Source organism: Sphingobacterium sp. UBA2610, assembly GCF_002339225.1.
GTDB classification, from domain to species: Bacteria; Bacteroidota; Bacteroidia; order Sphingobacteriales; family Sphingobacteriaceae; genus Sphingobacterium; species Sphingobacterium multivorum.
Map to the genome: position 1 here is coordinate 55,980 of NZ_DDKA01000030.1, position 25,869 is coordinate 81,848.

At 40.8% G+C, this 25,869-nt stretch carries 20 protein-coding genes; 14 read left to right on the forward strand and 6 right to left on the reverse strand.

What is annotated here, in order from left to right:
* Entirely contained in the window at positions 1-795 is a 795-nt protein-coding gene (locus B4Z47_RS20460) for a tyrosine-protein phosphatase (protein WP_286727801.1), read from the reverse strand.
* A gap of 473 nt (positions 796-1,268) precedes the next feature.
* Here B4Z47_RS20460 and B4Z47_RS20465 point away from each other — a divergent pair, with 473 nt between their 5' ends.
* From B4Z47_RS20465 to rfbA, 5 genes are all read left to right on the forward strand, one after another.
* Entirely contained in the window at positions 1,269-3,269 is a 2,001-nt protein-coding gene (locus tag B4Z47_RS20465) for a polysaccharide biosynthesis protein (protein WP_286727802.1), read from the forward strand.
* 138 nt (positions 3,270-3,407) lie between these two features.
* Positions 3,408-4,463, forward strand: a complete 1,056-nt coding sequence (gene rfbB, locus B4Z47_RS20470; protein WP_286727803.1) for a dTDP-glucose 4,6-dehydratase — start codon at positions 3,408-3,410, stop codon at positions 4,461-4,463.
* A gap of 2 nt (positions 4,464-4,465) precedes the next feature.
* Positions 4,466-5,020 carry a dTDP-4-dehydrorhamnose 3,5-epimerase gene (rfbC, locus tag B4Z47_RS20475; RefSeq protein WP_286727804.1) on the forward strand — a complete coding sequence of 185 codons (555 nt, stop codon included), beginning with the start codon at positions 4,466-4,468 and terminating at the stop codon, positions 5,018-5,020.
* Positions 5,021-5,026: 6 nt separating this feature from the next.
* Positions 5,027-5,884, forward strand: a complete 858-nt coding sequence (gene rfbD, locus B4Z47_RS20480; protein ID WP_286727805.1) for a dTDP-4-dehydrorhamnose reductase — start codon at positions 5,027-5,029, stop codon at positions 5,882-5,884.
* A gap of 22 nt (positions 5,885-5,906) precedes the next feature.
* Positions 5,907-6,770, forward strand: a complete 864-nt coding sequence (gene rfbA, locus B4Z47_RS20485; RefSeq protein ID WP_286727806.1) for a glucose-1-phosphate thymidylyltransferase RfbA — start codon at positions 5,907-5,909, stop codon at positions 6,768-6,770.
* A 230-nt stretch (positions 6,771-7,000) separates the two neighbouring features.
* On the opposite strand, the gene B4Z47_RS20490 is transcribed toward rfbA, so the two are convergent.
* Positions 7,001-8,929: a tetratricopeptide repeat-containing sensor histidine kinase gene (locus tag B4Z47_RS20490; RefSeq protein WP_286727807.1), complete on the reverse strand. Its 1,929-nt coding sequence runs from the start codon at positions 8,927-8,929 to the stop codon at positions 7,001-7,003.
* Between the two features lie 118 nt (positions 8,930-9,047).
* Between B4Z47_RS20490 and B4Z47_RS20495 the strand changes: the two genes are divergently transcribed.
* The 5 genes from B4Z47_RS20495 to B4Z47_RS20515 all read left to right on the forward strand — a co-directional run bounded on the left by B4Z47_RS20495 (position 9,048) and on the right by B4Z47_RS20515 (position 16,114).
* Entirely contained in the window at positions 9,048-10,157 is a 1,110-nt protein-coding gene (locus B4Z47_RS20495; RefSeq protein WP_286727808.1) for an acyltransferase family protein, read from the forward strand.
* A gap of 264 nt (positions 10,158-10,421) precedes the next feature.
* A complete protein-coding gene (locus tag B4Z47_RS20500) occupies positions 10,422-13,487 on the forward strand; it encodes a beta-L-arabinofuranosidase domain-containing protein (RefSeq protein WP_286727809.1) in 3,066 nt (1,021 codons plus the stop codon).
* A gap of 137 nt (positions 13,488-13,624) precedes the next feature.
* On the forward strand, positions 13,625-14,302 hold the full coding sequence (locus B4Z47_RS20505) for a response regulator transcription factor (RefSeq protein WP_286727810.1): 678 nt from the start codon (positions 13,625-13,627) through the stop codon (positions 14,300-14,302).
* Positions 14,299-15,582 (forward strand): sensor histidine kinase, encoded by a 1,284-nt coding sequence (locus B4Z47_RS20510; protein WP_286727811.1) that lies wholly within the window; start codon positions 14,299-14,301, stop codon positions 15,580-15,582. Before B4Z47_RS20505 ends, B4Z47_RS20510 begins: the two co-directional genes overlap by 4 nt.
* Before the next feature lie 82 nt (positions 15,583-15,664).
* On the forward strand, positions 15,665-16,114 hold the full coding sequence (locus B4Z47_RS20515) for a PepSY-like domain-containing protein (RefSeq protein ID WP_286727812.1): 450 nt from the start codon (positions 15,665-15,667) through the stop codon (positions 16,112-16,114).
* Between the two features lie 103 nt (positions 16,115-16,217).
* On the opposite strand, the gene B4Z47_RS20520 is transcribed toward B4Z47_RS20515, so the two are convergent.
* From B4Z47_RS20520 to B4Z47_RS20530, 3 genes are all read right to left on the reverse strand, one after another.
* The gene (locus B4Z47_RS20520) at positions 16,218-17,237 is read right to left on the reverse strand and encodes a DUF4625 domain-containing protein (RefSeq protein ID WP_286727813.1); all 1,020 of its coding nucleotides are present in this window, start codon (positions 17,235-17,237) and stop codon (positions 16,218-16,220) included.
* Between the two features lie 44 nt (positions 17,238-17,281).
* Positions 17,282-17,758 (reverse strand): DUF4625 domain-containing protein, encoded by a 477-nt coding sequence (locus B4Z47_RS20525; RefSeq protein WP_115045816.1) that lies wholly within the window; start codon positions 17,756-17,758, stop codon positions 17,282-17,284.
* Between the two features lie 204 nt (positions 17,759-17,962).
* The gene (locus B4Z47_RS20530; protein WP_286727814.1) at positions 17,963-20,131 is read right to left on the reverse strand and encodes a TonB-dependent receptor; all 2,169 of its coding nucleotides are present in this window, start codon (positions 20,129-20,131) and stop codon (positions 17,963-17,965) included.
* 365 nt (positions 20,132-20,496) lie between these two features.
* On the opposite strand from B4Z47_RS20530, the gene B4Z47_RS20535 reads away from it, so the two are divergent.
* From B4Z47_RS20535 to lepB, 3 genes are all read left to right on the forward strand, one after another.
* Entirely contained in the window at positions 20,497-20,970 is a 474-nt protein-coding gene (locus tag B4Z47_RS20535) for an LIC11966 family surface protein (protein WP_286727815.1), read from the forward strand.
* A 304-nt stretch (positions 20,971-21,274) separates the two neighbouring features.
* Entirely contained in the window at positions 21,275-22,009 is a 735-nt protein-coding gene (locus tag B4Z47_RS20540) for a hypothetical protein (RefSeq protein WP_145330920.1), read from the forward strand.
* 38 nt (positions 22,010-22,047) lie between these two features.
* Positions 22,048-23,625: a signal peptidase I gene (lepB, locus tag B4Z47_RS20545; RefSeq protein ID WP_145330922.1), complete on the forward strand. Its 1,578-nt coding sequence runs from the start codon at positions 22,048-22,050 to the stop codon at positions 23,623-23,625.
* Here lepB and B4Z47_RS20550 read toward each other — a convergent pair.
* Positions 23,542-24,009 carry a hypothetical protein gene (locus B4Z47_RS20550; RefSeq protein ID WP_145330924.1) on the reverse strand — a complete coding sequence of 156 codons (468 nt, stop codon included), beginning with the start codon at positions 24,007-24,009 and terminating at the stop codon, positions 23,542-23,544. The genes lepB and B4Z47_RS20550 overlap by 84 nt on opposite strands.
* 152 nt (positions 24,010-24,161) lie before the next feature.
* Between B4Z47_RS20550 and B4Z47_RS20555 the strand changes: the two genes are divergently transcribed.
* Positions 24,162-24,833 carry a hypothetical protein gene (locus B4Z47_RS20555; RefSeq protein ID WP_145330926.1) on the forward strand — a complete coding sequence of 224 codons (672 nt, stop codon included), beginning with the start codon at positions 24,162-24,164 and terminating at the stop codon, positions 24,831-24,833.
* Positions 24,834-25,869 lie beyond the last annotated feature (1,036 nt).

A 25,869-nucleotide genomic window follows, 5' to 3' on the forward strand; every position in this document is an offset into this window, starting at 1 on the left:
TTAACCAGCAATAACTTGGGCTTTATGTTGATTGATATGATCAAGAAGTGTTTCATTTAAGATGGGCGAAGTTTTCAACATCTCACGGATAGGATATTTCTCAACGATATTTTTCAGCGCGTCAAGATGACGTTGATGGTGAAGGTCGGTTCCTACAAAATCATACATACCTGATTTCAAGAGGGTCATGGCAATGGCTTTCACATCGACGCCATAGTATCGACTCAAAGAAAGTAGATTTAGCTGCAGTAAACAGCCTGCATCTTTGATCTGTTTATAAATATTAAAATTACTATGGTAATAATTATATCGCTCCGGATGGGCTAGAATTGGCTTATATCCTAATTTTTGGATCTCTAAAATGGTATGAAACAATGCTTTCGATTCGGATAGATAAGACATCTCAATCAAAACGTAACCGCCTGGCATCACACATAGCTCATTTTCTCTGATCAATAAAGGAAGATTTTCGTCAATCATGTGTTCTGCCGCCCCAAAGATATCAACATCTTTACCCGATTTTTTTAGTCCATCGATAAGCGAATCTCTCGAATTTTCAATACTAAACTTGGTGTTTTGATGGACACCCGACATGATATGTGGCGTGCAGATAAACTTTTTAAGGCCTAAGCGTTGAAGTTCTTGGATATTATGCAATGATTGTTGGACAGAACTACTTCCATCGTCAATGCCAGGCAAAAGATGATTGTGCATGTCTACTTCTAGAAATTCCAACTGTGCCAAAGATCGAATGGATGAAGTCTTTTTCCCAAATAGGTTGCTAAAAAATCCCATGATGTAAATTAATTATGTTGTACATAGTAGTTCAGTTAAGGAGCGGCGTTTCAGTCTATATTAAGCGGAGATGTAAAATTTTAATTCCTTTCCATGACTATTTGTTATTTAGTGCAAACAATATGCCAATAATGACGTTAGTATCTTCAGAGCTATATTATCCATTAGATTGTTTCGAAAGTTGATGTTAACAAATTGTTCTTTTATTAGCCTGTACTCTTAATTATACTATTTTAATGCTCATTTTTTTCAATGTAACAGTTTCGGTATAATAGTTGCTTAGTCCACGGTGATAAACTGATCGAATGAATAGGGTCCTTTTTTAATGATATTTTATCAAAGGAGTATTTTAGGTGTAAAAATTTAACTATCTTGCATCTCCAATATAAAATATTATAATAAAGCCATATCAGATCGTGTTCGTTTGTCGCAGACACGGTCAGTAACATTTTAATTAATTAAGACAAAAAGCTATGATGGGTTCTCTGGGAGATTTAAGAAAGCGCCTGAGAAAGGACAATCCAAGATGGGTCATTTTAATGATTGATATGTGGTTTGTATTTGCAAGCTACGTATTTTCTAATTATGTGGTCAACAACTTCAAGGGTGTATTTGATATTGCATTGATGTTGAAAAAAGTTGTTGTTATATTGCCAGTCTATCTTTTGATGTTTTTATGTTATGATACCTTTCGAGGTATTGTTCGGCAGACAGGCATTCGGGATACCATTAAAATATTTAAGACGGTAGGGTCTGCCTATCTCATAGTAATGGTTTTAACCTTCATCATCAAAGCCGTTTTTGACAAAGGAACTTTGGCCGGAGATTATCTTAGATTGTCCTATGGTGTGTTGACTATGCAGGCCACAATTTTGCTGGTGATCATGGTTGGTGCACGTGTCATCTATCGGACTATTTATGAATATATTTTTCTGCCTGGCAGGAAAGGTGAAAATGTGCTGATTTTCGGGGCTTCAAGACCGGGGCTTGTATCTTTCTCCCTATTGAAAGAGGATCCGAGGACGAAATATCAGGTTGTCGCTTTTGTGGAAGATAAAATATCGCGGATTGGTAAGCGATTGGCGGGATTAAAGATTAAAGATATTACTGAAATAACAAAGGAATATGTTGAAAAATACCAAATTACTCAGGTGATCATCGCGGTTGAAAATAATGATCCCGAGCGTTTGGAATATGTGTCGGATTGGTTCCAAAATATTGGACTGGAATTGAAGATTATGCCTCCGGCACGCATTTTACTTAATTCTGGTGCCAAGCGTGAAATCAGGCCTTTGAAGATTGAAGATTTATTGGGACGTAAACCAATCAAATTGGATCACCCCGAGATCGAAGAAGAGATGCAAGGAAAAGTGATCCTGGTGACCGGTGCTGCCGGATCTATCGGTTCGGAGCTGGCCCGCCAAATTGCCAGACGTCACTATAAGACCTTGATTTTGTTAGATCAAGCCGAGTCAGCGCTATATGATATCCAACAATCGATCCGGGCTACGCAGCCTGAGCAGATGCACTGCGTGGTAGGTGATGTGCGTAACTATGCCTTTATGCAGAAGATCTTTGCGCAATACAAGCCCGATTTGGTATTTCATGCGGCGGCTTATAAGCACGTTCCTTTAATGGAGGCAAACCCGTACGAGTCTATTCAGACAAATGTATTGGGTAGCAAAAATGTGGCTGATCTTTGTATGCACTATGGCACTAAAAAGATGGTGATGGTATCGACGGATAAAGCTGTCAATCCAACGAATGTCATGGGGGCAACAAAACGCATGGCTGAAATCTATGTCAGTAGCTGCAGTGGTAAATCAACTACCAGTTTTATCATTACACGTTTTGGAAATGTACTGGGTTCAAACGGTTCGGTTATTCCGCTCTTTGAGAAACAGATGGCTGATGGTGGTCCGCTGACCCTGACCCATCCTGAAATCACGCGTTTCTTTATGACCATACCCGAAGCATGTCAATTGGTGCAAGAGGCTGGCGTAATGGGTAAGGGAGGTGAGATCTTTGTGTTCGATATGGGAAAATCTGTTAAGATTATTGATCTGGCAAAACGCATGATCAAATTGAAAGGTTATCGCTACCCGGAAGATATTGATATTAAAATTGTTGGATTACGTCCGGGTGAGAAAATTTATGAGGAATTGTTGGCAAATAATGAGAATACGGTGAAGACCCACCATCCAAAGATTATGATCGCAAAAGTGAATCATGATGAATTGTCGCTTAAGGCAGAGCGTATTAATTCGATTTGCCAGCAGATTTTGGATGCGGATAAACAATTGCCAGATTTTATGGCGCTTGTTGCCGGAATGAAGCAGATTGTACCAGAGTTTAAATCTCAAAATTCAGAATATGAGGTGCTGGATACACAGGAGGGGAAGGAAGAAATAGAAATGCTGGATGAGGCGCCGGCAGAGGTGCCAGTTTATTCTTTAGTAAAGAATGTATTATAAGCAGAAAAGTTTTTATATAATTAACAATATAAAGAAATGAAAGGCCTTCTTATGGAAGGTTTTTTTTGTATTTTAGCGAATTATTTGATGCATTCATCATTCGTAGACCAATGGTCTAAACGAGTCTATAGTTAATATATGAATAAAACAATTTTAATTACGGGTGGGGCTGGCTTTATTGGCTCACATGTGGTACGTGAGTTTGTGTTAAAGTATCCCGAATATCAGATTGTTAATCTGGACGCTTTGACCTATGCTGGTAATTTGGAGAATTTAAAAGATATCGAACATTTGTCTAATTATACCTTTGTTAAGGCGGATATTACCGATCAACAGGTTGTCTCGGCAATTTTTCAAGAATATCAGCCCGATGGTATTATCCATTTGGCGGCGGAGTCCCATGTCGACCGCTCAATTGTCGACCCAATGGCTTTCGTCATGACCAACGTAATTGGAACGGTCAATTTATTGAACGCCGCCCGGATAATCTGGAAGGATAATTTGGAAGGAAAACGTTTTCATCATGTGTCAACAGATGAGGTGTTTGGCGCGCTCAGTGATACGGGTTTTTTTACCGAAGAAACAAAATATGATCCGCACTCACCGTATTCAGCTTCCAAAGCAAGTTCTGATCATTTTGTGCGGGCTTACCACGATACCTACGGCTTGCCCATTGTTTTGACAAACTGCTCCAACAATTATGGGCCGAATCATTTCCCCGAGAAATTGATTCCGTTATGCATTCATAATATTTTGAATAATAAATCACTCCCTGTTTATGGTGATGGAAAATATACCCGCGATTGGCTATATGTCATTGATCATGCTAAAGCCATCGATCTTGTTTTTCACGAAGGTAAAAATGGGGGCTCCTATAATGTTGGTGGATTTAATGAGTGGCAAAATATAGACCTGATCAAGGAGCTGTGCAAACAAATGGATGAGAAACTGGGGCGTGAAAAAGGCTCTTCGGCACAATTGATTACTTTTGTTAAGGACCGACCAGGCCATGATTTGCGTTATGCAATTGATGCAACGAAGATCAATAAGGAGTTGGGCTGGAAGCCTTCCGTAACTTTTGAAGAAGGTTTGTCACGGACAATAGACTGGTTCTTATCCAATCAGGAGTGGTTGGCGCATGTGACCTCTGGCGATTATCAAAACTATTACAACAAGCAATACAAAGACGCATAAGAATGACGTATACGGAAATTAAACTCAAAGGCTGCTTTATACTCGAACCGACCGTATTTGAAGATGAAAGAGGTTATTTTTTTGAATCATTTAATGAAACGAAACTAAAGGCGATTCTCGGTTATACACCACACTTTGTGCAGGATAATCAATCCAAATCACAGTTTGGTGTGGTGCGTGGCTTGCATATGCAAGTTGGAGAGCATGCACAAGCAAAATTGGTCCGTGTTGTGGAAGGTAGCGTATGGGATGTCGCTGTTGATGTTCGTCCAGGATCACCTACCTTTGGACAATATATTGGCATTGAACTTTCTGCTGAAAATAAAAAACAATTATTTGTGCCTAGAGGCTTTTTGCATGGCTTTTCTGTATTGTCCGAACATGCGGTATTTTTCTATAAATGTGATAACAACTATCATAAAGAGTCGGAAGATGGGGTAAATCCATTGGATCTGGATTTGGCCGTGGACTGGCGGATTCCTGCCGAACGAATGATTCTCTCCCAAAAAGATCAGGAGGCACAATCCTTTGAAGAGTTGCGTTCGAAACTAATTTAAAACGGGATGCGGATTGTTATAACAGGAGCCTCAGGACAACTTGGCTCAGAGCTAAAAGATCTTTTGCTGGATAATATCGAAAAGGAGTGTTATTTTTTGGATCGAAAACAATTACCATTGGATCAAATTCAAATCATACAGCAAATCTTGGCGATGTATGAGCCAGATCTTATTATTCATGCAGGGGCTTATACGGCTGTCGATAAGGCTGAGGAGGATCAGGTAACGGCTGATTTGGTCAACCACGTAGCTTGCGAAGAGATCGCAGAATACTGCCATCTGCATGGTACACGTCTAATCACTATTTCGACAGATTATGTTTTTGATGGATCTTCGGCTTCTGCTTTAACAGAAACTGCAGAAACTGCCCCCATCAATGTATATGGTCAAACGAAACTGGCGGGAGAACAGGCAATTCAGAAATGGTGCCCCGACGCCATCATCATACGTACCTCTTGGGTTTATTCCACCTACGGCAAAAATTTTGTTAAGACCATGTGTCGTTTAATGGATGAGCGTAAGGAAGTAGGTGTCATTAACGATCAAATTGGAAGCCCTACCTATGCGAAGGATCTGGCCTTGGCAATCGTAAAAATAGTGGATTCTTCTAAATGGGAGGGCGGTATTTATCATTATAGCAATGAAGGTGAGATTTCTTGGTACGACTTTGCTGTAGCGATACGTGATTTCCGTTCGTTCGATTGTGAAGTAAAACCGATTCCCACAAGTGCCTACCCGACACCTGCACGCAGGCCAAAGTATTCCTTACTCGATAAGTCGAAGATCAAGGCTATTTTTGCAGTTGAGGTACCCAGTTGGGAGATAAGTCTGGCTAAAATGCTAGCCGAAGAGTTTAAAAATTAAGAATAATCAAAATATGAGTACTATGAAAGGAATTATATTGGCAGGAGGCTCAGGAACACGACTACATCCACTTACGTTGGCAGTAAGCAAACAGCTGATGCCTGTATATGATAAGCCGATGATCTATTACCCGCTGTCAACCTTGATGCTGGCCGGGATACGTGAGATTTTGATTATATCGACGCCTCAGGATCTTCCGAATTTTAGGAAATTACTGGGCGATGGGTCACAATTGGGGTGTCGGTTTGAATATAAAGAGCAACCAAGTCCCGACGGATTGGCGCAAGCATTTTTATTGGGGGAGGAATTTATTGGCGATGATAAGGTCGCTCTTATTTTGGGTGACAATATTTTTTATGGCTCAGGTTTGTCCAATCTTTTACAGTCTTGTGCTGATCCAGATGGTGGGGTTGTTTTTGCATATCCTGTACAGGATCCGGAGCGTTATGGTGTGGTCGAATTTGATGAAACAAATAATGTTATTTCGATTGAGGAAAAGCCACAATCGCCAAAGTCGAATTACGCTGTTCCCGGAGTTTATTTTTATGACAACGAAGTGGTTACTATCGCCAAGAACATAGAGCCTTCTGCTCGCGGTGAACTGGAGATCACAGATATCAATAAAGAGTACCTTCGCCGTGGTAAATTGAAGGTCGGTATTTTTGATCGTGGTACAGCTTGGCTGGATACAGGAACGATACAGTCGCTCATGCAGGCAGGACAATTTGTACAAGTGATTGAGGAGCGGCAAGGGATGAAAATAGGAGCAATTGAAGAGGTCGCTTACAGAATGGGCTATATTGATGGACAACAATTGCTAAAAATTTCAGCCCCGCTCTGTAAATCGGGGTATGGAGAGTATTTGAAACGGATTATAAAATCATAAATTGCTCTCTCTTTATTGCTTTATATAAGCTTCATAGGCATTGCTGAGCACTTCCCCTTTTTCATTAACCCGGTTTAGTGTCCTATCGTTTACCAGCACATAACGTAGGGATAGCTTTTGCTGATTTTTTGTTGTAGTAATCACAAGATCTTTATTGTCGGTGAGGGTATTTCTAATTAATATAGACCCTAGGGTTCTTTTTTTTAGTCGATCTTAAGGAAAAACTTTGTTTATCTTGGAATATGGATCGTGAAAGTACTCCCGAATCCAATACGACTTTCAATCGTTATAGAACATTTTATTCGGTTTGCAAATTCGTGACATAACATCAAACCTATACCATTTCCTTTTTCCTCGAGGGTCCCATCAAGACTATGTTGCTGTTGCATACCTTTCAGTGCCCTAATTTTTGTTTCATCCATGCCTACGCCCTGATCTGTTATTGAAATAAGGATTTTGCTATCGGTTTCATGTTGTTCAAAAATAATGGCTTTACCACTAAAGCTAAACTTGATGGCGTTGTTAAAAATATTTCGAATGATAAATTCAAATCGTTTAAGATCACTATGGATGGATAAGTTTGGAGAAATTTTGATGTCTATATATAACTTTTTCAAGTTTATTCGATCCATAAAAAGATTCTCGCAGTCTTTAATAATTTGATAGGGAAAGATTTCCTGTATGTCAAGCTTCTCAATAGCCATTTGTTGTGAAGACCATACAAGCAAACTATCGAGCATTTTGGATGCAGCAGTAACCTGATTGCCAATAGTGATCAACATACTTTTAATTTCATGCGCTGGTAGGTCAACGATTTTTGAAACGGAGAGTAAGGCCTGAAATGAAGATAAAGGGCTTCGCAAATCATGCGACACGACAGAAAAGATACTGGCCCGAAAGCGATCTGCCTGGACCAATTCGGCGTGTTGCTGCTTGATTTCCGTCGCCTGCTCATCTACTTTCAATTTCTCCTGATGTAATAATCTATTCTTTTTGATCAGCAAAATGATCATCACCAAAAATATTAGTAGAACAAAAAAGGTCAATAACCCGATCAGCTTTATCCAATGGGCTTCACGCTTTACATTCGCGTTTTTTAATAACAGATTTTTATTTTCAAGCTCCTTCTTTTCGCTTTCATATTTTTCCCGAAGTTCTTCCCGAATCCTTACGCGGAGGACTTCTGCATCTTCATGAAATTTGCGATCTGAGCTATCCTGATCGCTGAGAATTAAATGTTCATCCTGCGCTTTGATCGCTTTAGCTATCTTGTCAAAATCTCCCTGAAGGTCTTCCGTTAAGTTGGTGAAACCGCTTTTGGCGATAATGCGCTTGATAAGGGTTACTTCTTTTGCCGCCAGATCAAACCGCTTTTCTTTGACATAAATATTCGCGCGGTTGATACGGGCATAACTTTCGCCAACAGGATCTTCTTTCTTGGTGGTGATGTCTATCGCGAGGTCGGTATAATAGGTACTCCATTCAAGCTTATCTGCCTTGAGATAGAGGTAGCTTAATAGAATATAGGTATTGAAAAGATCAACTTCAGGCGCATCTGCTTTGCAGAATTCAACCGTTTTTACCAAATAATCGATGGCTTTGGTTACATCTTGCTTCTTTCCTCCATTCAATGCATTTTGGGCATATATATTTCCGATATTGGTTGAGATATTGGCTCGGTTTCTTGTATCACGCAGCTCTTTGGAGAGATCTAGTGCACGCTGGTAATACTTTAAGGCCTGATCGGGGTCATAACTCTTGTTGAATACATTGCCTATATTCAGGAAAGAGAGCATCATCCCTTTCCTGTCGTTGCGTTCTTCCCGCTTTTTGAGTACTTTAAAGTGTGTTTTTATGCTTTCATCAAAGTTATTTAACTTCAGATATATAACACCTTGTAGATTTAATAAATCAATTTGCAAAGGTTCGAATTTTTTTTCACTGATGAGACTCAATCCTTTGGAAACGATTTCCTGTGCTTCTTGGGGATTACTGCGGTAAATTTCTGAGGCAACTTTATAATACGCCAATATTCGGGTCGAATCGTTACTTGCCTCCGATAGCTGCTTATCTACCTTGTCCCAGCCAGTGTTTTGGGAATATGCATGATGGGTGAAGAACAATATGGTAAAAAATAATAGGGTGGTTAAACGATGCATGGCTAGTTTGTTTCAATAAAACAGTAAAAATAAAAAAAACTATTAAATACAATGAACTTCACGAATATAAAACCATGCTGGACAAACAGGGAAGATAATTGATTATATTTACAGCCAAATGTCTGAGTCCAAAAGAATTTACCAAATCGATCTGTTTCGTTTTATTGCAGCATCTGCCGTCGTATTATATCATTATTTATATCGGGGGTATGCAGCCGGAAATATGTCGCTATTGGGTTTCGATGGCGTCGGAGAATATTTTAAATACGGCTACCTGGGCGTAGACTTATTTTTTATCATTAGTGGTTTTGTGATTGCTTTTTCCATCAAACATCTTTCACTGCGGAAGTTCTGTTATTCCCGCTTCAAGCGTTTGTATCCGATGTATTGGATTTGTTTGCTGTTGACTTTTATCGTTTCTTATTTGTGGGGCGCACCGCGTTATCATGTCACATTTACACAACTATTGGCCAATCTGACCATGGTGCAAAAACTATGGGGACAGGGGGATGTCGATGGCGCTTATTGGTCACTTTATGTGGAGTTGAAGTTTTACCTGATCATCGCTTTGTTTCTAATTCTGAATCGATTTAAAAAAATAAGCTTGGATTACTTGGTTTATTTTTGGTTGCTATTGTCCAGCCTACGCTTTTTTGTTGGGCCTTCAGAAATTTATGACGCAATCCATGAGTTTTTTTTACTCGACTGGAGTGCGTATTTTATTGCGGGAATTATATTCTGCCAGATTTTTCTGCATGGACCAAAAATCCAGCATTTTGTCGCTTTACCTTGGTGTTTGTACATTTCCATCGATGGTGCTGTGGGGCGTATTCATTGGCTGGAACGCACTTTTCACAGTGACTTTTCACCTTATATTATTGGTGCGACCATCGTTGTGTTTTACCTGCTCATGTTACTGGTTTCCTGTAAAAAGCTCCAGGCGATCAATTCGTCCGGATTTGTTAAAATTGGCATGTTGACCTATCCGCTGTATTTAATCCATCAAAACATCGGCTTTATTATTTTTAATCACCTGTATCTTTATCTGAATAAATACCTGCTCCTTTCAGGTGTTATCATTCTTATGCTCGCCCTGGCTTATCTGCTGAGCGATCGGATTGAACCGCGGATCATGAAGCATTTTCGTAGCATATTGGCGTTTTTACCTCTCCTGGCTGGCGGTAGGATTTGTGGGCCCGTGGACGACAGTAGACTCGACGGACAGTAGTTAAAATCTGGAGAATATTGGCTAAAATAAACCTATGTATAATAATGTAGAGTCATTAATTTTATAAATGTCAAATAGACAGCAATACAGAAAATATTCTTCGATTTTGGAAGCTTATTAATTGGAAGCTTATTAATAGGGATTGCTTTTCTTCTTGTTCGTCTTCTGTTGAAGACAATCAAGGAAAAGGATACGGTAATAGCTTTCACCGGGCTAGAGGGTGATCTTTAAACAATAAATCATTAGCGAATAAAAGATAGCGATATGAAAAGATATACGATATATTTTGCAGCAATTCTCACAATTTTTATCAAAATGACAGCTGTAGCTGTGGCACAGGGTGGGGATCAGATCTTAGATGGTATCGGGGAGACAGGAATGGTGGCCCGCTATGTCTTTGATGGGGATTTTAAGGATTGGTCGCGCAATGGACTACATGGTAAATTCCAGGGCACAAAAGCTTCATTTGTATCAGATAAGCAATTTACAAAGGTGCTTTCTCTCGCTGGAGGAAAGGACGATTTTGTCGTACTTCCAGCGCAAGTACTCGCTGATCTCGAGTCGATCAGCATTACAGGTTGGATATATTTACGAGCAGCGCAGTCTGGCCAGTATTTATTCGACTTTGGACAGGACATCACCAGGCATTTTGCTGGAACACCAACAGGTACAGCGCTACAAAATGGCTATATGGGGATAATCGCCCAAAAGAAGGCCGAAGTAAAAAATGCAGTCTCTTCGGCTGTGCCTTTAAACAAATGGGTGCACTTGGCCATTGTGGTTGATATTGCTACGGGGACCATGCAAACATATTTGGATGGTATGCCGGCTGGAGAGGTTAAAGACATCCCACAGGAGCTGACCGAGGTTTTTGGACAGACAGGTAGTAAGAGGACACTATACATTGGAAAATCCCTGTTGGGTGGACATGTAAGTTTAAATGCACTGTTGCATGATTTTCGCATTTATCGTGTGCCACTGAATCAAAACCAGATCGGCATGGTGTATAGAAATGCGTTGAAGGGTGTGCGTGAAGATGTTGCTTCTAAAGGTAAGGCTGAGGATGACCTACCGCGATTTCCAATGAATAAAGCAGCGCTTTATAATGCCTTCTTAACAGGGGTTGCAGATGTCACCGTAGAAACAGCGATAGGCGAGCTGCCTCGATTGCCGAGTTATGTCGTCGGTACATATAAAGACGGTATGGTGGGACCAAAAGTGCGTGTGTTGTGGCCTGCACCAACCGACAATAGTGCCGTCGCGCAGCAAACAGCTTACACCGTCACGGGGCGTATTCCCGGGACTGATCTGAAACCCAAAGCCATCATTACAGTCAAAGGGAAGGTAAAGTCCAAGATGCCTAGCTTAAAATTGGACGCATTTCACTTGGATCAGGTTTCCCTTAATACGGATGTAAAGCAGCATCAAACGAAGTTTATTGAAAATCGGAATAAATTCATTGATACATTGGCAAAATCGGATCCCAATTCATTCCTTTATATGTTTCGTCATGCGTTTGGGCAGAAGCAACCGGCAGGTGCGCAGCCCTTGGAAGTGTGGGACAGCCAGGATATCAAACTGCGGGGGCATGCTACAGGACATTACCTGACGGCAATTGCACAAGCTTATGCGAGCACAGGGTATGATAAAGCGCTTCAGTCAAAATTTATGGGCAAGATGGATACCATGGTCAACGTGCTTTATGCCTTGTCAAAGTTGTCGGGCGCGCCGAGGCAAAAGAAAGAAGCGGGGCAGGCTTATGTCGCAGATCCTGCTGCGGTACCTTATGGCCCCGGTAAATCGGCTTATGATTCTGACCTGAGTGACGAAGGAATCCGTACAGATTATTGGAACTGGGGGCTAGGTTTTATCAGTGCCTATCCCCCGGATCAGTTTATTATGCTCGAGCATGGCGCAAAATATGGCGGGCAGAAGAACCAAATTTGGGCTCCTTATTATACCCTGCATAAGATCTTGGCCGGCCTGTTGGATGTTTATGAGGTAAGTGAAAATAAAAAAGCATTGCAGATCGCGCAGGGAATGGGCAACTGGGTGTATACGCGTTTAAATCAAGTCCCGACCGACACACTGATCAAAATGTGGAATACCTATATCGCCGGTGAATTTGGTGGGATGAATGAAGTGATGGCCAGGTTATACCGTATAACGGGTGAAGAGAACTATTTAAAAACCGCCCGTTTATTTGACAATATTGATATGTTCTACGGCAACGCAGCGCATGCACATGGACTGGCCAAAAATGTAGATACTTTTAGAGGGCTACATGCCAATCAGCATATTCCTCAAATTGTGGGCAGTATGGAACTATATCGGGTGTCCAATGAGCCCCAATATTATAAAATAGCGGACAACTTTTGGTATAAAGCCATCAATGATTATATGTATAGTATCGGTGGTGTGGCTGGGGCAAGAAATCCGGCTAATGCCGAATGTTTTATTAGCGAGCCGGCGACATTATATGAAAATGGATTTTCTGCAGGCGGGCAGAACGAAACCTGCGCAACCTATAACATGTTGAAATTGACAAGTGACCTGTTTATGTTCGATCAGCGCGCAGAGTTGATGGATTATTATGAACGTGGATTATACAATCATATCTTAGCGTCTGTTGCAGAAAATAGTCCAGCAAATACGTATCATGTGCCTCTACGCGCGGGATCTATCAAGCAGTTTGGAAATGCTGATATGAAAGGCTTTACCTGCTGTAATGGTACGGCTATTGAAAGCAGTACCAAATTGCAGAATACGATCTATTTTAGGAGCAAGGATGATCAGGCGCTGTATGTCAATCTCTATATTCCTTCTACCTTACATTGGACGGAACGGGGAATCAGCGTCGAGCAACAAACCAGTTTTCCGAAAGCGGATCAAACAGCGTTGACCATACGGGGGAATGGCAAATTTGAACTTCATGTGCGGGTGCCAAGCTGGGCAACAAAGGGATTTTTTGTTGCAATAAATGGAGTCGATCAAAAAATTAAAGCTGAGCCGGGCACTTACCTGACCTTAAACCGTACCTGGAAAGATGGGGATGTGATCAACCTCAAAATGCCATTTCAGTTTCATTTGGACCCGGTTATGGATCAGCCCAATATGGCGAGTCTGTTTTATGGGCCAATCCTATTAGCCGCCCAGGAACCTGCAGCAAGAAAAGACTGGCGTAAAGTAACTTTAGATGCAAAGGATATTGCTAAGTCTATTAAAGGAAATCCCGAAACATTGGAATTTTACATTGATGATGTCCTTTATAAACCTTTTTATGATACTTACGGACGTCATTCGGTTTACCTGGATGTCAGCTTAAAATAAGAGGCAAGCAGTGTGTTCCTAAATCTTTCCCAAATTCAAGGTACCTTTGTCATAAACAATTGTGTATGTAAATTGTCATTTAGCATGGACAGAATACTATTGTTTACACAAGTTTTCCGCTAAATAGAAATAAGAAGATGAAAATATTGGTTATTGAAGACGAAGCGGATTTAAGGGAAATTGTGAAGGCATCTTTACTTAAGGAAGAATATACGGTAGAAACTGCCGCTGATTATGGATCAGCCTTTGAGAAAGTCGCTGTTTATGATTACGATTGTATCCTGCTCGACATCATGCTGCCTGGAGGCAATGGTTTGCAGATCCTCGATCAGCTCAAAAATGAGGGTAAGTCCGATAATGTGATCATTATCTCCGCAAAGGATTCTTTGGACGATAAGCTAAAGGGACTCGAACTTGGAGCCGATGACTATTTGACAAAACCCTTTCATATTGCTGAGCTGAACGCACGGATTAAAGCCGTGTTACGAAGGAAACAATGGGAAGGTAAGCATACATTGGAAATGGGAAACATCGTGTTGGACCTCAATGAACGCTGCTTATTTATTGCACAGGAGCCTGTGCCGTTAAATCGGAAGGAGTTTGATATGCTCAACTACTTCTTATTGAACAAAAATAGACTGGTCAGCAAAAGTGCGCTGGCAGAACATGTATGGGGCGATAATACGGACCAGGCGGATAATCTTGATTTCATCTATTCACAGATAAAAAACTTGCGCAAAAAATTCTTGGCTAGTCATGCTGATGTGGATTTTGAAGCGGTATATGGAATCGGCTATAAACTTGTCGAAAAATGAGATTAGCCAACCAAACACTAAAGTATCTTTCTATCTCCGTGTTGGTGGTCATCGCCCTTTGGTCAACAGTGTTCTATCTATTTATGCTGGAGGTGATCCACGATAATATCGACGAAGAACTCGAAAACCAAAAACGGCTCATTATCCAAGAACTTTCCAGCAATCCTACCGTAGCCCCAGATTTAGAGTTTGGGATAAATAACTATAAGGTGCGCCAGATCTCCGAAGAACAGGCCCTTAAGATGCAAAACGTTTATAAGGACACCATGTTGTATATGCAGGACGATGATGATCCCCAGCCGGAACTGGAACCAGTCCGAATGTTGACGACAGCATTTGAACATCAAGGACATTATTATGAACTTTCGATCATCAACTCGATGATCGAAGAGAGCGATCTAATCAAGAATCTCTTTTATTCTGTTGTTATTTTATTTGTTTTGTTGGTCATCAGTATCGTATCCATCAATAAAGTCGTCATAGAACGTTTATGGGGACCATTATATACGTTCTTGGCTCAGTTGACACGGTTTCGTTTAGGCAAAACCAAGGAGAAGCCCACGGTGGATACGCAGATCCAGGAATTTAAAGACTTACAGCTTGCTGTGACTACCTTAATTCGCCATAACGAGGAAAGCTATGAACAGCAAAAACAGTTTATTGGCAATGCTTCACATGAATTACAGACACCGTTGGCCATTATGATCAACAAATTGGAAATCATGGCGGAAACAGAAGGGTTGAGCCAGGAACAGTCTGAGGCTGTTGCAGCGGTATTAGCAACTGCCGAGCGGCTTGTGCGCCTCAATAAATCCTTGTTGCTGTTGAGTAAAATTGAGAATAAACAATTTTTGCACAATGAGGATCTTTCGTTCAATACGCTTGTGCTGAATATTGTAACGGAGTTTGAGGCTATTGCTGAATTTAAACAGATAAAAATCAATGTCGTGCAAGAAGATCAGCTGAGTGTACAAATGGATAGTGCTTTGGCAAATATAGTGGTGTCAAATCTCCTGCGAAATGCTTTGTTCCACAATAGATTAGGCGGTGAGGTGAGTATCCATATAACGAACAAAGGGCTTACGGTGTCCAATACGAGTACACATGCAGCGTTGGATGCTAACCTGGTATTCTCCCGTTTTTATAAATCAGATGCAGCATCCAAAGGTACTGGATTGGGGCTGGCCATTGTGCAGGCCATCTGTCACCTCTATGGCTTTGTAATCGTCTACCGTTATGAAAATAATCAGCATAGCTTTCAGCTTAATATGTTCCCTTAGAAAATATAGCAGGAGAAGGTAAGTGTTCCCAAATCTTTACAGATTCGCTTTTTTACTTTGTAGTACACTTAAAAATAGAATCATGAACTGTAAATTAATCTGGAGTGCTTTCGTACTTGCACTGACAACAACAGGAGCTATTGCTCAGGATATACCACAAAGTCAAGTTCCCGCTGTCGTGGTGAATAGTTTCCAACAGAAATTTCCAAAAGCCAAAAAAGTAGATTGGGAATTGAAGGGGAATGTTTATGAAGCTGAGTTTGAAACGGGCCTATTTGGCATTGACCAAGAAGCTTGGTTTCAGCATAACGGAAAACTTTTGCGGTATAAAACTGAAATCAACAAAAGAGAACTACCAAAGAGTGTGCTGAACCGGGTGAAAAGAGATTTTCCGGGCTATCGCATTGAAGACGCAAAAAAGATTACCGCCGAACAGAAAGTGAGTTATGCGTTTGAAGTGAAAAGTCGAAAAGAGGAGTGGAAGCTGGTACTCGATCCAAAGGGAAATGTGCTTACGAAAGTAAGGGACTAAACGATATTTCTGTACAAATAAAACCTTCATGATTTTACACGCACTCATAGCGGCGAAATCATGAAGGTTCTTTTGGGCAGGTAGGCTGAGTTTATCGCGCTAACTAATCTTCTCCTTCCTCTGCGTGGAGTTCAAAAGATAGTTTTATGAGGTCTTGACCAGCAAACTTAGTGGCATAATCCGATAAGTTCCAGTCCGTACGGGTAACTTTTGCCTTTGTGCTGGCATCGTTAAACTTGCGAAGTACAAAGAATACATTTTTCTCGCCTTCATTGTCTTTTCCTGCCGTAAAATAAGTGATAATCCCTGTCGTCTCCGTTGCTCCGTTTACTGCAGTGCCATCACCGTAGTTCGTTTCTTTCGTTTGAAAGATTGCACCATTTCCTGTACTGCTATTCGGATTTAAAACGAAAGAACCACCCGTAAGGAATGCTTTGTAGTAGTCTGCAGTTGCTTTATTGCTGATGTATTGTCCCTGGATTTCTTTTGAAGAAGCATCAAATTGTTTTAATTCAATTTTATAGATACCTGCGGGATGAAGGTGGGCGTGTCCACCAGAAAGTGCTGTTCCCTTTTCGTCAAAGCTGATAGCGATTGGCTCTACCTTTTCCTTGTCCGCAAGATCATGGAAATGGTCGCCATGTGCCTCGCCGGCTACTTCCGTAAATACAAGCTTATAAGCAACTTTGGCATCTGAACCTTGTATGGTTAATGGCGATTCTACTGTAGTTGTATTTCCGGCTTTGTCGGTTACCGTAAAATGAAAATGATAGGCTCCTGCGGGTGCATCCGCCGGAACATCGATGTGTTCATGAAATGTCGCATTTTTTACACCAATGTATTTCCCATCCGTATAGGCTTTTGTGAACTTATACTGACCACCACCTTCCTGATGAACCTCAATTTCGATTTTAGCAATGAGTGCTTCGGCAACAATATCACCTTCAAGATGAAGATCTGATCCCGCTTGGACAGTTTTATTATTGCCACTGCCGATTTCGAGTGCGCTGATCTGGGGCTGTGCAAGTGCTGGAATTTCCTCGTTATCTTTCTTACAGGATGATAAAAAACCGAAAAGAATTGTACTTAACAGGAAGAAGAAGCGAATGTTTCTAGTTTTCATGTAAAATGGATTTAATTAAATTGAGTTGATAAATAGGTATGGTATTACTCGAGTATACGGATGCTGATTCCCTTCTGGCTACTCCATCCCGCCAGGTCAGTCACCTGAATCATAAAATGATAATTACCCGGATCGATATCTGCTGGCACATCGATTTTTAATTCGGCATCATATTGCTGTGGCTGCCCCGGAATATTAACTGTCTTGACCAAAGTAAAGGGCTTGACGGGTGTTTTGATCGCCTCAACCGTGCATTCACCGATTTCAGTGCTATGCGAATGATGGTCAAAATTATGGTGTACGTCGATGCTATAGCTCCCCAGCGCGACATTATCAGATAGCTTACTGCGGAAAGTAAAACTTGTGCCTCGTTTAATTGTGCTGCATTGTTTTGGGAAAGCCGTTTCCGAATCGATGGCGATGGTCGGTTTTTCGGTATCAATGCTTTCCTTATCTTTTTTACAAGCAACAGTCATGGCAAGTAACACTGTAATAAGTGTGTATTTTTGAAGTGTTTTCATATATAAATTTTATTCATTCGTGTATGTGTTAAGCGATATTCATAAGCTTGCGATGCTCGATTATTCATTCGCTTTGCTGTTGTACTCGGTTTGCTGTGCTCATCAAATACTGCTCAACGGTTGTTTATTGGAAGAAAAAGCTTATTTAAAGCTGTGTGATCTTTAATTAAATCTTATTTTATTCTTCATTCGTTGTAATTCATGTTATGATCTGGATAGTTTTCCAAAAGGAACTCCAATGGATAGCATAAAATTCCTTCCCTGTTCAGGCATTGATATCAGCCTATAAAAGCTGGTATGATCCATATAGTTCTTGTCAAAGAGATTTTGAACCTGTAAGCGTAATTGGAGGACAGATCCCGAAAACCGAACTTGTGTTCCTGCTCGAAAGTTGAAGACCTGATAAGCTGCTGTGGACTCTTCTGGTGGAACAACATGATGCTGCGCTGCCGTCCATTTGCAGTCGACGGAAAGATAGGTCTCTTTAAAATTTGTGCTATTTTTTGCTGTCCAGCTAATGTCCATCAAAGCTGAAGGTGCCGGAGAGAATGGAAGTGTATATCCTTTCTTTGCACCCGATAGTTGTTCCGATCGAACATATTCACCCAATAATTCTACTTTCCATTGTTTCAGAGGCTGATAGCTGAGTTTCAATTCTGCTCCATAACGGCGAACACGACTTTCCATATATTCAAAGATTTGATTGCCGGCACCATAATATTGATCGTAGCTCGACGTAGGATTGAGATAGATATAATTGGAAAAGTAATTAAAGAATGGTGTAAAGGCAGCAAAGACTTTTCTAGGACTCCAGGTCAATGATAAATCCAGTTGATAGGATTGTTCGGGCGACAGGGATTGATTACCTTTTTCATAACTGAAGTAGTGATAGTTGACACCATTAGCACCGAGCTCCTGTGCAATAGGAGCCCTGAAACTCTTTCCTACATTGATTTTTGTTTTTAGATCTCCGAATTGATGTGCCGCTCCTATAGACCAAACCAGGCTATTGAAACGGCGACTGAGCGCCGAAGCCCGGACTATTCTGCCCGACTGATTATCTTCCAGCTGTGATTCGAACCAATCCTGATAAGGTGAGGTTTGAATATGGCTGTAATCGTAACGCAATGCCCCATATAGCATGGTTTCGTCCGCGAGCTTGTATTGATCGTAAACGAATAGGCCCATTGCCTTTTGGCGAAAAGTTGGGATGAGAAAGCTCCAACCATTGATACGGTTATCCTGATACTCTCCATTTGCGCCAATGGTAAGTCGATGTGTGGCCAACTCAAATTGATCTTTTACAGTGATACTATAGACCTGTTTGTCATATAACCTTTCCAAATTGATGGGGATAGTCATATCTTTTGGATAAACAGGTGGCATATAACCATGCGCGGTGTAATTGTTGTATTCTTGCCGGTAGTTTTTCTGATAACCCAGGTCTATCCAAAGCTTATGCTTATCCAGATCGATAAAGTTGCAGTTAATAAGCTTCAGGTGATTGACCGTCTGGCTAGGGAAACCAATGTCACGACTGGATCTATCATAGAATGCCGTGTCTACGCCCCGTGGTTCCAAGCCATGCGCATTGGCAAAGAAGCCAAACTTTGTATGATAATTACTCAGGTAGAAAATCGAAGAAAAACGATCCGATAGATATCCACCACGTAGTTGAAAATGTGTTTCTCGTCCTGCTGTGTTGCGAACATGCCGATCTTTCAGGCGTACCGCATAATTGTAGACATAGACAGTATCTGTTGGGACACGGTAATCGCCATATTCCAGATGCGTGAATCCGCCCCCAAATACCCAATTCCCTTTTCGGCCCTGTGCTTGTAGCGATCCGCCAAAAGTAGCGTTGTTTGACTTTGTTAATAGGTTAAACTGCCCCTTAAAACCTGTCTCCTGTAGTTCCGCTGGCGGTGATAGCCGAATGACACCGCCAATGGCATCTGAGCCATATAGAAATGAGCTGGCCCCCTTAAGTACCTCGGCACTCCCTACACTGAATTGATCGATTTCCAACCCATGATCCAATCCCCACTGCTGGCCTTCATGTTTAATACCGTTTTCTACCGTGGCCACACGATTAAATCCGAGCCCTCTAATCTGCGGTTTAGACTGATTAGCACCTATGCCTATGGCATTAACGCCGGAAAGTCTGCTTAATGTCTGCATTAAACTTCCCGCCTGGTATTTTTGTATAGAGTCGGCAGTCAATAGCTGGATCGATAATGCTCCTTCTGCTGCCCGGTGATAACGTCGCCCTCCAACTTTTACTTCTTCAAGCTCGATACTCTTCTCCTGTCCATAACATGGGAAAAATAGCTGTTGTGCTGCGATAAGTGAAAAAATGATATACCTATTCATCTATGTGGATTCGATTCGTAAAGCGTAATTCGTGCAATACATATGGTATTCTAATTAATATATTGCAATTAAGTTGCAACAAATATAGGGAAAAAGAAACAAAAAGCAACAATGTTGCATGATAAGGCTTGAAGAAACAAATCCCTGATTTCAGCGATAGTAATATTTTTCGGCTTCAATTATCTTTGATTTAGAGTGTTATGCATTGGTGAGTGATATTCATAATTAGAAAAAGGCACTGGTGAAATAGCGGTTGCTAGCGTAACCTAAACAGATTTTTGATGCACTAAAGCTTGTCCTATGGATGATGTGGTGTTGCTATTTTTACGAAAAATTAGGAAAAACAAATTATAAAATAGATCAATATGATTAAACAATTTATTACGGGCATGATGACCGCAGCGGTTCTGAGCCTGTCAAGTTGTAGTTCGGGAGAAAAAGATCCTGCAGCGTACAACAATTCAATTATTACCGTGATCAACAGTAGTGAAAAACATGTGACAGACATGAATGCCGCCATGAATGGCTCCGATTATTCTAAGGCTGAACAGGTGCGGGCAGATTGGGAGAAGTCTTTAAATGACGATATCAAAAAAGTAGAGGAACTTGGTGATTTCAAGGGTGATGCGACATTCCAAAAGGCGGTGCTCGATGGCCTGAACGGGTATAAAAAAATTGTTACGGAGGATTATCCAAAATTGATTGAGCTTCGAAAAAATAAGACACCCGATGCAGCTAAAGAATCCGCATTGCTTGATAATATTAATAAAGCATTTGAAAATATGAGTAATGGGGTCAATCAAGCATCCACAGCATTTGAAAGTAAATATAAAAGTTAATCTTTTTGCATAAACAATAAGCAATCAGTTAAGCCACATCAGCAAAAAATGATGTGGCTTTGTTTTTTGCAGTACAGCTGTTGTTGCTTGAGAAATACGGCTGTATTGACTGTATTATTAGGGATCGTTTTTAGGGATCTTAAAATCTTTGCACAGTATTGTAGGAATGCCCTAGCAAAACAAAATGCTAACAAACGTTAAAACTCCGAAGGCCGAACTTGAATTTCATATTTTTATGTAGCTTTACCTTACGTATAGTAGCGCATGCCATGGGATTTAAAAATAGTGCAAAACAAATGTTCAAATGAAAGCCATATCAATTTTAACTGCTGTGTTTTTTTCTTGCTTCGCCAGTATACTAATGACAGCTCGTGCACAGGAAGCCGCAAAAAAATTAGATTACTTGGTGCTTATGAACGCAGATACCCTTTACGGAAAAATCTCCTCCATCAAGGATCACAAACTCAAATTTGAAAATCAACAGAAAGAGAAGCTAACTTTTGCCCCCGGCCAGGTGTTTCGTGCTTACTGGGAATCTAAAAGAAAAGTTTATGCACCTTCTTATGTCGAAAATGGCTTGGAGCCCGTTCAGGGAACTTCTCCACAAGTATTTCAAATAGGTCGATATTATACGGAGGAGCCAACTTTTGCTGAAGTGTTGGTTGATGGAGAAATAATGGTTTATTATGTGTCTAATTTGAACCTTGGTGGTGGCGGAGGAATGATGTTTGGTACGGGTGGTGGTGGTACAATGTTGTCCATTGGAATCAGTAAGTCTAAATATGCTTATGCATTAAAAAAGTCAACCGGTGAAGTGATTGAAATAAGTAGTAATACGAACGAACTTTTTAGCAACAGCAAAAAAAAGCGGACAATTGCTTTAGGGCGTTTGATCAATGACGAACCGGAGCTATTTGCTGAGTTTGAAAATGAAAAAAAGTACGATTATGATCTTTTTATAAAATACGTTATGCGCTATAATGAGCTTCAACTTTCAAAAATCTCTTCCGAGGAGAGAAAGCAACTAATTATTTATTGAGATTTTTTATTCACTGATACTGCATTTAAAACAATTTTATGATACTTACCATCTTTATTGTATTGACTATAGTTGCAGCCTATGGCTTTTGGTTGCTATTTGAAAAGGCAGGACGCAAAGGTTGGGAAGGAGTTGTTCCTGTCTATAGTCAGTTTATCCAATCGCGGATACTCGGCAAGAAGACCTGGCAGCTTATCCTTTTGCTTGTTCCGATCGTCAATGTTTTTATCTTTTATAATCTCTACCTCGATTTTATTCATTGTTTTGGGAAAAGAAGGTTTTGGGAAAATTGCGCTGCGGTGCTGCTTCCATTTATCGTACTGCCACTTTGGGGTAGCGATAAAAACGTGCAATTTCTGAATGGGCTATATGCCAAAAATCTGAAAGCAGCGCATGCCGAAGGTCGCCTGGCGACAAAGGAATCTGAACTGGAAATTGCGCATCAATCGTATATAGACTATAAGAAGAAATATCCCTATAAAAAATCGATGGTACGAGAATGGGCGGATGCGATTGTTTTTGCGACTGTCGCTGCAACCTTGATTCGTGGTTTTTTATTGGAGGCATTTATGATTCCTTCGGGGTCTATGCAACAGTCTCTCCTCATTGGAGATTATCTTTTTGTCAGTAAACTAAATTACGGGCCCCGTATTCCAAATACACCTATAGCGTTTCCTTTTGCACATCATACGATGCCATTAGTAGGAGGAAAAGCATTCTCCGAACTCATTAAAATTCCTTACAAACGATTGCCCGGATTTCAAGAAATAAAACGGAATGATGTGATCGTTTTTAATGCACCTGCCGGTGATACCGTTGCTGTCGAAAATCAAGACTCGCCCTATTATGACTTGGTGCGTAGCATGGGACGTGAAGCAGTACATCAACAATTTACAATTCAAACCCGTCCAGTGGATAAACGCGAACATTTAATTAAACGCTGTGTGGGAATGCCTGGGGATAAAATCAGCATGACAGAAGGAGTATTGTTTGTGAACGACCAACCAGGTTTTGTAGCCCCGGAAAGCCAGATGGATTATACCGTGATCACAGATGAGGCAGGTCTGGACGAACAGCGCCTAAGAGATATGGGAATAGAAGTCTCTGCTATTCAGCCCGGAGTTTATGTAATCTTTTTAACGAAAGATCAGGCAGCCATGGTGAAATCCTGGTCCAATGTCAAATCCATGCAAATGAACTTGCGTAAACCTGGGGAAGCCGAAGCAAATACCTTTCCGAACGACCCACAATACAAATGGAATTATGATAATTTCGGCCCCTTTGTTATTCCTCGAAAGGGGATGACTATTCCACTGAATGCACAGACCTTGCCACTCTATGAGCGAGCCATACGAGTGTATGAAAATAACCTGTTGGAAAAGAAAACGGATGGGCTTTATATCAATGGAAATCGAACAGATTCCTACACCTTTAAAATGGATTATTATTGGATGATGGGAGATAATAGGCACAACTCGCTCGATGCTAGGGATTGGGGATTTGTTCCTGAGGATCATATTGTCGGAAAAGCATTATTTACCTGGATGAGCTGGAACGCAAATGGCAATGGGCTTTCCAAAATACGGTGGAATAGAATTTTTAAAGGCATCCATTAGAAAAGAAAGCTTCTCGCCACCACTATTAATACCACCTAGATCTACCTGCACGGGAAATTGATTGATAATATAGTATTTTAATCCCGCTTTATAAATAAACGAATGTGTAGAATTCAATTCGATTTTTTGGCCATCAAAATCGAATACATATCTTTGACCAGTGAAACCTAATCCTGCTTTGACAGCTAGTTTATCTTGGAAAAAATAACCTGCTTCACCGCCTACAGACCAGAGCTGGGCGCCATTGTTGGAATAAAAGCTAAAGCCGGAAGTAGAAAGGCCGGTCAGTGGCGAGAGATTCGTTTCGACCATCCATTTTCCTTTAGAGATCGCTGTTGGAGTTTCTTGGGCCGATACAGTTTGCAAACCCAACAGGGTAAGCATTATAAAAAGACTCTTTTTGGGAGATTCTGTTTAAATAACGAATAAGAAGAGATTATTTTTATTTTTTAATACAACGAACTTGAACGGTTGCATTTTGATTGAGTGCTGCAATTTGTGTAAAGTATAACAACAATACCTTTTGTGGCTGATTTGTGGCTTATGTTTTTCTCGCGCGCTCATTGGCTATTTATGGTGCTAAAGCTGCTACAGGGGTAGTTGCCATTACCACCAAAAAAGGAACAGGCGATAAACCCGTGTTGACGGCGAATATCAACTGGAGAGTAGCTCCGCTAGTACGTAATCAACGTGCTTACGATGGCTCTGGTTTTCTGAAATGGCGAGCAGATGTGGGGCACGCTGGTGGTAAATACAATCCGGATGGCACATTAAGGCGGATTCCGACAGGTGATAGCGGATTGAATGCCCGTAATCCTTTTCTAAATATGACCTACAATGACCGGATGAACAAGCAGAATACCCTTTTTGCAAGTCTCTTCGCAAAAGTTAACTTGCCTTTTGGTATTACTTATCAGTTCAACTTTAGTCCCGGAATTGAGGTAGGCCACGTACACCTGACACGTCCATTGTTTAATTTCCGTCAGCAGAATATGAATAAACCGAGAAGACAGCGTTCGGATTGGAGCTCCGATCGGATGATGGGAGAGCGTAATCCTGCCGTTCATCAACTGAATTTTGTTAAAACAGCCTGCGAAGTGGCCAAATTGGATTTGACAGATTTATTTGATAAATACGGATTGTTTTTTGTTGGTACGCTGGAATACGACGATTATGTATACCTATACCATGACGCAGGAAATGGTTGATGCCTGTCTCCTGGCAATTAAAAACATGAACTTGCCCAAGCCTAAGGCTGATCTTACAGCATTAAGAGATTAGAGCATGTAAACTATAATAACGTCTGACGCTCCGAATCATCTAAATTGATTCGGAGCCTTTTGTTTGGTTGTTATGTTTTTTGAACTTAGTCGTTATTCTAAACGTGTTACAAGCTGAACGCTTTCTCTTGCTCATTTTCTTTGATCCCATAAACCCTCCAAAAATGCCTATATCATGGTGATTCTGGTTGGATGCTGGGACACTTGTAGGGTTATTTACATAATGTTATGTTTATTCGCTTTTATTTAGTTCTTCTTTAAGTTAGATTTTAATTAGTATTTAGTTAGCTTTTGGTTAGGATTTATTTAGCTATAACCTAAGCTATACCTAAACAAACCTTAAGTAAAGTAGTAAAAGAGTGTGTTCATTTAATGGGTAATCCGGAGCGGTGTATGCTCTCATTCTTTTGCTGTGCTGCGGTATTCTTCTGTTGTTCTCTGTTCGGCTATGTTTGCGTTTTCCGATCTCCCTTTGCTATGTCGGTGGGGCAATAGATCCGGCAGGTGCAATTCAGGATGTTTTCGTTGCCTGATGCCGCTATCTGTCCCAATCTGGCGGCCGGATCAGCCTTTTTTCGCCTTCCTCTGCAGCTTCCACCGCTAAAATGAAAAAGAATCTTGCACCGTTACAGGTAGTTAAGGATAAAATGAAAATAATAAGAACAAAAGGCTTGGAAGTTTGTTAGTAAACTCCCTATCTTTGCACCACTCCGCAAGGGAGGGACGGTTACCACGAAAGAGGGAATCATGAAAAAAGAAGGGTTTAAGAGAAGTTTGGCAGGATTTAAAATCCCGCTCAGTTTATTTTAAACGCGGAAATCGAAAAAAGAGAAAAGAAAAAAACTTCAAAAAGTTTTTGGAAGTTCAAAAAAGATTTCTACCTTTGCAGTCCCAACGGAAACGAAGGGAAAAACAAAACGATAAAGAGGGGCGCAATGCCTATCGGAATATAGCGGATACGGAA